This is a genomic window from Butyricimonas hominis (assembly GCF_014287455.1).
GTDB lineage: Bacteria > Bacteroidota > Bacteroidia > Bacteroidales > Marinifilaceae > Butyricimonas > Butyricimonas muris.
In genome coordinates, this window is the sequence record NZ_JACOOH010000019.1 from 1 (window position 1) to 7,604 (window position 7,604).

A 7,604-nucleotide genomic window follows, 5' to 3' on the forward strand; every position below is an offset into this window, starting at 1 on the left:
AGAGCGGCGGTAGCGGTTCAACAATGCCTGTACACGGGCTTTCCTGTATCGTGCAAGAATAAATACACAAATAAGCAAAAACATTGCACCTAAATAGCCAAGATGTAAGGACGACCATTCCGGTACACTGTTAATCAGGAGAAAGTTGCCGGGCAGAACTACTACCCACCACCAATACCAAAACAGCAGTATAAAACCTGACATCCGCCCTATCTTCTTGCCCCAAACCTCTCCCTTGAAATATAGGTAGTCAAAAAAATAGTATCTGTAATTCGTCCGGTTTGCACGTTGCTTCACTCGTTCAAAATAGTTATCTGTATTTTTTATTCCTTTATTCATAATGGCTTGGAAAGGAACGCCGTCAGATGCTATCTTTCGTTGTTACTAACTTATTTACAAATCCCAATCCGGTGAATAAACACCCAATCCCAATAAGGGGATAAACAATGCCACATAAGACTGCAAGCATATTCAATCCTCGTTCATCTCCCGTGAAGCCGTCTAAACAAACAGCTTGCAATATGAAGTTTGTAATTTGCCAATCCAATAAACTTTGGTCTATACAGATAAAGGCAAGCCACAAAAGGATAGAGCAACATTCCAAACCCAACAATAACATTATGGTTTTAGGCTGCATTGCATATAGTTTATAGACCTTGTAGATTACCAGTATATCTATTATTACAAGCATACCCAAAAGACAATATTCCATAATGCCATATATTCCGAACAGACGACCAAAGCCTAAGCCACCACAAAATAATGTTATGGCTATCAGCAAAGCACTGAAAGCTGTCAATGCTATTATGGATTGAACAGTTTTATTCATCGCACTATTGTTAATGGTTAGCAGGGAACGGCTTGTCCGTTATCCTGCGTTGTTAGCTGTATCTATTTTAGAAAATCCAAATCAAAATAATATTGATTGTCATTCTTCGGATTTATGTAAATCGTTGCCACTCCATAATATTGCAATAGCATTTCCAATGAAACTTTTTCCTTCAAAATTGCATCACTGCGAAATGTTTTTGTCTTTCCTTTGTATGGGGTGGTGTACGTCACGGTGCATATTGCAGTGGACACTACTTGTTCACTATGATAAATGTCAGGAAACAAAGAGCCGCTAACACCATTCCAAAACTGGGTTTCCCATGAATTGAATACCTTAAAGACTGGCTCTTGCATCCTTGACTTCTTGCTACTCCATTTCTGCGCACTGACTTTACATTGGCTTAAATCAACCGATAATCGTGTTCCATGCTTTTTTATCTGTTTGATTGCCTGCCTTGCTCTATATCTACGAATAGCAGCACCTATAAGATTGTGATTTAACCATACAAGCAATAAAACCACTCCCGGTATTCCAATGGCATACCACCTTCCGGCAAAACAAATGCCCACACCGAATACATAAATCCAAATAAAAATAAATCCAAGTATTCTCAATATTTTATTCTCATAGATTTTCATGTCATATAATTACAGCTAATGGTTTGACAAGGAGCTGCGTTTAGCAGCTAACTTGGCTTGTTATCAGTGATTTATTTTGCGATACCTGCACATGTAAATTTTAATCCTGTGATTGAATTTTGCTTCACAAAATCTACAAATTCATCTGTGCAATAATAATTGTTATTAAACAGACTATCCCGAAATATGATATATGAACCGATATTTCCTTTATTGAAAATACCATTATTATCCCTCATCATCTTCAAGATTTCTTCATTGCTCTTGGACTCTATATTTAAGGCATCGACTGTATTCAATACATTTATAAAATAATAACCTGAAGCGTTCCCGTCCACATTGACAGGTAAAACTTCTATTTGCCCTTTCAGCTTTTCAGAGAGTAATAAGGAAGTTCTTTTATTTACTATCAGACAACCGGAAAAATAACAAGATGCATCAAACTCCTCACTTCGTTTGTCTTTCTTTTTCCTTTTATCTCTAAACAGTTCCAGACTAAGCCCTTTCCACTCATTAATAAGTGATTGACCATTATAATCCCAAACGCCTTTATTTGACTCATCATCTTCCTTGAATACAAAGAACTTGTAATTATCAAAGTCTTGTCCAATTTCATATATATTCATAATGTTACACTATTTAATTACTGATAATGGCTAAGCGGGGAACGCAGTTAGGCGTTATCACGCTTTGTTAGCAATATTTTTACTTCTAAATTCTTTTAATTTCTTTTCAATAAAAGCAAAGTCATTGATTGCTTTAATCCCGTCTTTTGCTCTATCGTATTTTTGTCGCCATTTTCTAATGCCATACAGATAAAACTTTAATCCCTCTTCCGTTAAATCTCCAATTTTTATTTCAGTATTATCTGTAGGCTTTTCTCCTTTTTTTAGTATTTCTTTAGTTGTCAATCCATTATCTTGTAAGAAATGGATGATATTTTCAAAAAAGATAATTTGCTCTGTTTTGAATTTATCAGTTAAGGGTGGTATAGACTTCATTTGAGTAAACCATCCTAATTTTGATATTATCTCGTCTTTATCCATATTTCAAATTTTATTGCTAATGGTTCAGCAGGGAACGGCTTGCCGTTATCCTGCGTTGTTAGCAACCTCTTTAATTCTCACCTGATATTTTTGTAATTGCCATTTTTTATCAATCAACAAATATGTTGCAGACAATTCGCTTTTAACATCGTCTATTATCCAAGTTATATCTTGAACTTTTATACCTTGTTCATTGTCTGCAAATTTTTTCTCTTTCGGATTGCCAAACAACTTTATGCAATGTTCATAAGACGAAGTTTCTATTACAGATAGTCTATATTGTCCGTTTTCGTTTGGTAGCCATAAGTTTTCGACAAGGAATAAGCGCATATCCTCTACTAATTCTTTTTCTACTGATTTGAGAACGGGAAGTTTATATATGTATTTATGTATGTTAGCAGAGAAAAATGGGAAGAAGTGTTTCCCCATTATTCTCCGCTGCATAGATACATTCTCTTTGTACGGATTAAATTCATCTAGTGACATTATTAAATCCATACCCAACATATTAACATCTTTTTCATATCTCACTTTCGACCTAATACCTACAGTGGAATATAATGCCCTAAAACAAAATAAGAAATCAAAGTCTATTTCACTATATTTCGTTTCTATTATTCTCGAAAAATTTCTCAAATCCTTGCCTATGTCCGAAACCTTGATATATCCCGGAGAATCCGATGTTATTCTTATTCGTTCCATATTTGTTGATTATATTGTTGCTAATGGTTCAGCAGGGAACGGCTTGTCCGTTATCCTGCTTCGTTAATGGTAAATTATATTTTTCCTTGTCTGTGCAATGCCTCTATGAAAAAGCAAATAAAGGTTGCCACTATATATACAGTAAGTGCCCACACTCCAGCTTTACGTTGCACAGAGTTTTCATCCTCATACTTGGTTATAATTCTTCTGTACCTTTTCTTGAAGAAAAATCTGCCACACAGCAATGCTATTAAACTGCCTTCAATGATATAGTATTGAGTATCGGACGGATAATCAATGATTCCGTATTGGGTTAATATACCCCATGCGGTTAATACATTTGTACTTAACATGACTGAAAACAAAAGCATTGCCAAAAATGTGGCTCCTTCCGATACAGAAGAATGAAGCCATAATCTATAAAACCTATAATATAAATAGTCTATCATATACCTTATTACCATTAATGGTTAGAAAGGAGCATCGTTAGATGCTATCTTTCGTTGTTAGATATTTATTGCCCTTTCCCGCTTGGGGATATTGAACAAAAGTTGCCTTTATAATTCGATTATTACAGTTAAATGGTACATAAGCCACGTTACTATCAACACTTAACGTGTCGTTTAGCTGTTTCAAATGGGAGTGTTCATTTCGTAATAAGACTTCCAATTTTGAAAAGTCCACAGAACTGTATATCGGATAGAAACCGGAAAAACATGTAGGCGTTATGTAAGCAATTTGATTTTCATAGTCAAAGAATAAGAAACGGTTTCCGTCTGCCACATTATCATACACGGCAAAATAATCAAACTTTTTTACTCCATTGATTGTATAGCTTTGCACGAAGTCAATACTACTATCATCTACCGCTTTCAATTCAAAAACAACATTCTTTTTACCTTGCTGGTTAAAACATAGCCTATATAGAATTTCAAATTCTGTTTTTTCTGTTTCTATATAAAGGGTGTCTTTTTCAGTCAAAGAATGATACTTTGCTGAATTTTGTTCCACATAGCCGTTTTTTGCTATAACATAGCTAAGTGGGAAAAAGAACAAGCAATATAATACAAATATTCTCATGCCTATTATATCTAATGGTTTAGCAGGGAACGGCTTGTCCGTTATCCTGCTTCGTTAACATCATATTTTATTCTCATTCCAGTGTACCATATCAATACACCATAATAACAAGGTCTTTTTGCGCTTCAACGGCTTCATCGAAAATGAAATTCAAGTCGTCCATTTCCTGCTCGTAATCATAATCTCCGATACCGTTACCCTCTTGTAGTGAGGTGTATTCCGTCCGCTTGCTCTCCAAATCTGAAACGGGTATGCTGATGATATAGGGAAAATCACTGCTCAATGGAATAGGGATGAATGTACTTTGGCTATCCAATTGCCAAAGGTTTTCCGCACAGTAGATTTGCGTTCCATAATGGTTGCAAATCTTTTCATATACATACCCGTACATGAAAGCAATTTCGGGATAACGGATTTCTCCGTTCACTATATCTGCCAACGCTGCATAAGCATCTTTATCCGTGTTCAGGCTATCGCTGAAATAATCGTTCAGAGTGTCAAGTTCCTGCTTCAACGCAACCTTTAATTGGTTTATAAGCTGATTATCACAAGTTCCATAAACAGACTTTACCTTATCGGCTTCTGTCAAATATGCACAAACAGAGTAACTCATACCTTTTCTTCATTTAATATTGTCATTCCAGTGTACCATGTCGTATGGATAGTAGGGCAACCCTTTCAGGCTGCTATCATCCAGCCCCAAGACCTTGACCAATGCACCGCTTTCAAAACACCAATAACCGTCATGGTTGATACCATATTTATGGTCGTCATGCCAAGATAAATCAGAATGTCCTCGATACCATTCTTTTTTGAGGTATTTTTCCAATCGTTTCACCGCTTCTGCTTTGTCTTGTTCAGCCAACTCTGTAACAGTGATAGCAATTCGATAGGGTGACGGATATAATACTTGGTTTGTTGTCCTTTTCCAATCAGGAAATCTGTATCTAATCAATGTATCATAAATATAGTCTTTAGCTTCTGTGTCTTTTATCAGTTGCACCAGACCATGTATAAGGTCGTCTTCGTAATCCAACATAATGCCTATTGACAGAAGCCACAACATTTCAATATAAAATCCGTTGTCCGTCCAAAATCTCGGTATTGTTTTGAGGGCTTTCACATAATTGTTTTTCAGCTTATCAATATCCTGTCCCATAGAATACTGTACTAATAAATAACGAAGCCTATAATTGAACAAAGAATCGTAACCTATATGTTTTCCTGAAAGATGCATTTGCTCATAATAACTAATATCTTCATCATACATTTTCAGTTGCTTCAAATACTGTTCTTCTGTAAAAAGTTTATCTCTTGTTTCCATTATGGTACACTGCTTTTTGATGTTAATGGTTCAGCAGGGAACAGCTTGTCCGTTATCCTGCGTTGTTAGCTGTATTCTTTATTTTGTTTCGGAACAATAGATATGCACCAGATAAACAGACTAGAAATGGTATTGCAACAGTCCACAAACAAAGTATTTCTGTACCACACCATAAAATAAGCAACATAGGTACAAGAAAAAATGACAAAAAGCGATATATATTATTATATCTGATTACCGGGAAGTAGTTCATAAACAATGTGATTGTCCCAGCTGAAAACATTATTACTCCAATTATAGCCCAAGTTAATAATATCCCTTCATAAGCAATGTTTATATTATCATATGATGACTGTTTTGTATTTTGAAACAATAACCATACAGCACAAAAGGTACATAACAAACTGAAGCATAATATACCCAACCATGTTTTCAGCAACAATTTGATTATATATTTTTTCTGTTTCATATTCTTTGTTTATTTTACAGCTAATTTTTCGATAAACGCACCTTATGGTGTAGTTCCTATTCACTATTAAATCATTGTCTAATCATCATCCAAACAATCCAGCGGATTGGGGATTTTTGCTTTATAGGCGTTCGATACGTGCAGATAAATTGCCGTTGTTTTTATATCGGTATGTCCCATAAGTTCCTGTATGGTTCTTAGGTCTGTCCCTTGTTCCAGCAGGTGGGTGGCGAACGTGTGCCGGAGCATGTGCAGGTGTACCCGATGCTTTATTCCGGCTTTCCTTGCCGCTTCTTTCAATATCTTAACCAATGCGCTGGGCGAGTATTGTTCGCCTGCCTGTTCGCCCTCAAAAAGCCATTTTTGCGGTCTGTATTCCCGGTAGTAAGCCCTTAGTTCGTTGAGCAGCTTTTCCGACAGTAGGGAATACCTGCACTTCTTGCCTTTTCCGGCAATCCTGATTAGCATCCGTTCGCTGATGATGTCTTGGGGTGTCAGGTTCAGAAGTTCGCTTCGGCGTAGTCCGGCAGAGTAAATAAGAGAAATCATGCACCTGTGTTTCCGATTGGATAACTGTGCAAAGATGCTTTTCATTTCTTCCCGGCTTAATACTTCGGGCAATGCCTTGTACTCTTTTGCACGGGCTATCCCGCCATAATATTGCCGCTTGCCTTTCCGGACTTTCTCGTAATAGAACTTGATAGCGTTGATGCGCATGTTCTGCTGGGTGGCGGATATGTGCTTTTCCTTTACCATGTGGAGCATATAGCTGTTTATGTCCTCGACCGTCAGCAGGTCAAGGTCTTGCCCCTTGTGGTATTCCATGAAGTCGCTGAAATAGATTTTATAGGCTTTTATGGTGGAAAGGCTGTACCGCTTCTGTTCCAGCAGTTCGAGGTAGCCTCTCGGCAGTATGTATTCCCTTTTAGGTTTGGGATGCCGCACGTAAACCCGGCTGTAATCAATATAGGCGTGGGGCGAATAGCGGTCATAGAAATCCGGCAGTTTAAAAGCGGTGGCAGGTATGTAGGCAGAACTATTGCCTGTCTTTTCCACGTCCGTATCTTGGGCGAGCAGCAGGGCGACAGCCTGACTGTTTACATACTCTATCCGTATGTAGTCCGCACCGTTTCTTTCTTCCTTGTACAGAACGATGCTTCCTCTCTGTTTCTGAACCTTATCCATGTCGCTGAATTTTGCTTCGCTCCAAAGATAAGATAAAAATATCACTTTTTGAACATCTGTTCAAAAATAATAGAGGTTAAAAAAACAAAAGAGTATCAGGCTTTAAGCAGCGAATAGATATGGCGAAAATTTTCTGCCAGTTCGTCCACGTTCAGACCGTTCAGAAATGCTTGTTCGTATGACAGTCCTAAAAACATTTGCCGGAACAAGATAGCCGTTTTCTTCACGTCCGTGTTGCTCCTGATTTCCCCGCTTTCTTTTGCCTTCTGTATGACTTTCTCCCATAGGTCATAGTCTTGTCGGTAGATTTTCTCAATTTTCTGCCTGA

Annotated in this window: 11 protein-coding genes and 1 pseudogene; all 12 read right to left on the reverse strand. The window is 37.3% G+C overall.

Translation table 11 applies throughout. The annotated features are described in order from the left end of the window. On the reverse strand, positions 1–339 hold a 339-nt coding region (locus tag H8S64_RS22425; protein ID WP_222621230.1), incomplete at its 3' end, for a hypothetical protein. 22 nt (positions 340–361) lie between these two features. Continuing rightward, positions 362–829, reverse strand: coding sequence for a hypothetical protein (locus H8S64_RS21725; RefSeq protein WP_007482656.1), 468 nt, complete (start codon positions 827–829; stop codon positions 362–364). A 62-nt stretch (positions 830–891) separates the two neighbouring features. Next, entirely contained in the window at positions 892–1,470 is a 579-nt protein-coding gene (locus H8S64_RS21730; protein WP_007482658.1) for a hypothetical protein, read from the reverse strand. Between the two features lie 71 nt (positions 1,471–1,541). Beyond that, entirely contained in the window at positions 1,542–2,096 is a 555-nt protein-coding gene (locus H8S64_RS21735) for an imm11 family protein (RefSeq protein WP_117542726.1), read from the reverse strand. 57 nt (positions 2,097–2,153) lie between these two features. After that, positions 2,154–2,516: a hypothetical protein gene (locus H8S64_RS21740; protein WP_004328536.1), complete on the reverse strand. Its 363-nt coding sequence runs from the start codon at positions 2,514–2,516 to the stop codon at positions 2,154–2,156. Positions 2,517–2,561: 45 nt separating this feature from the next. Next, the gene (locus H8S64_RS21745) at positions 2,562–3,218 is read right to left on the reverse strand and encodes an Imm44 family immunity protein (protein WP_004320632.1); all 657 of its coding nucleotides are present in this window, start codon (positions 3,216–3,218) and stop codon (positions 2,562–2,564) included. Positions 3,219–3,292: 74 nt separating this feature from the next. Further along, complete coding sequence (locus tag H8S64_RS21750; protein WP_032839693.1) at positions 3,293–3,667, reverse strand: hypothetical protein; 375 nt, start codon at positions 3,665–3,667, stop codon at positions 3,293–3,295. A gap of 37 nt (positions 3,668–3,704) precedes the next feature. Beyond that, positions 3,705–4,298 (reverse strand): hypothetical protein, encoded by a 594-nt coding sequence (locus tag H8S64_RS21755; protein WP_115485218.1) that lies wholly within the window; start codon positions 4,296–4,298, stop codon positions 3,705–3,707. Positions 4,299–4,389: 91 nt separating this feature from the next. Then, positions 4,390–4,911: a DUF7691 family protein gene (locus H8S64_RS21760; protein ID WP_007480238.1), complete on the reverse strand. Its 522-nt coding sequence runs from the start codon at positions 4,909–4,911 to the stop codon at positions 4,390–4,392. A 9-nt stretch (positions 4,912–4,920) separates the two neighbouring features. Beyond that, positions 4,921–5,622, reverse strand: a complete 702-nt coding sequence (locus tag H8S64_RS21765) for a PoNe immunity protein domain-containing protein (RefSeq protein WP_119216435.1) — start codon at positions 5,620–5,622, stop codon at positions 4,921–4,923. A gap of 547 nt (positions 5,623–6,169) precedes the next feature. Then, positions 6,170–7,276, reverse strand: coding sequence for a tyrosine-type recombinase/integrase (locus H8S64_RS21770; protein WP_007480249.1), 1,107 nt, complete (start codon positions 7,274–7,276; stop codon positions 6,170–6,172). Positions 7,277–7,371: 95 nt separating this feature from the next. After that, a pseudogene (locus H8S64_RS21775) lies at positions 7,372–7,604 on the reverse strand (TetR/AcrR family transcriptional regulator); the annotation flags it as partial.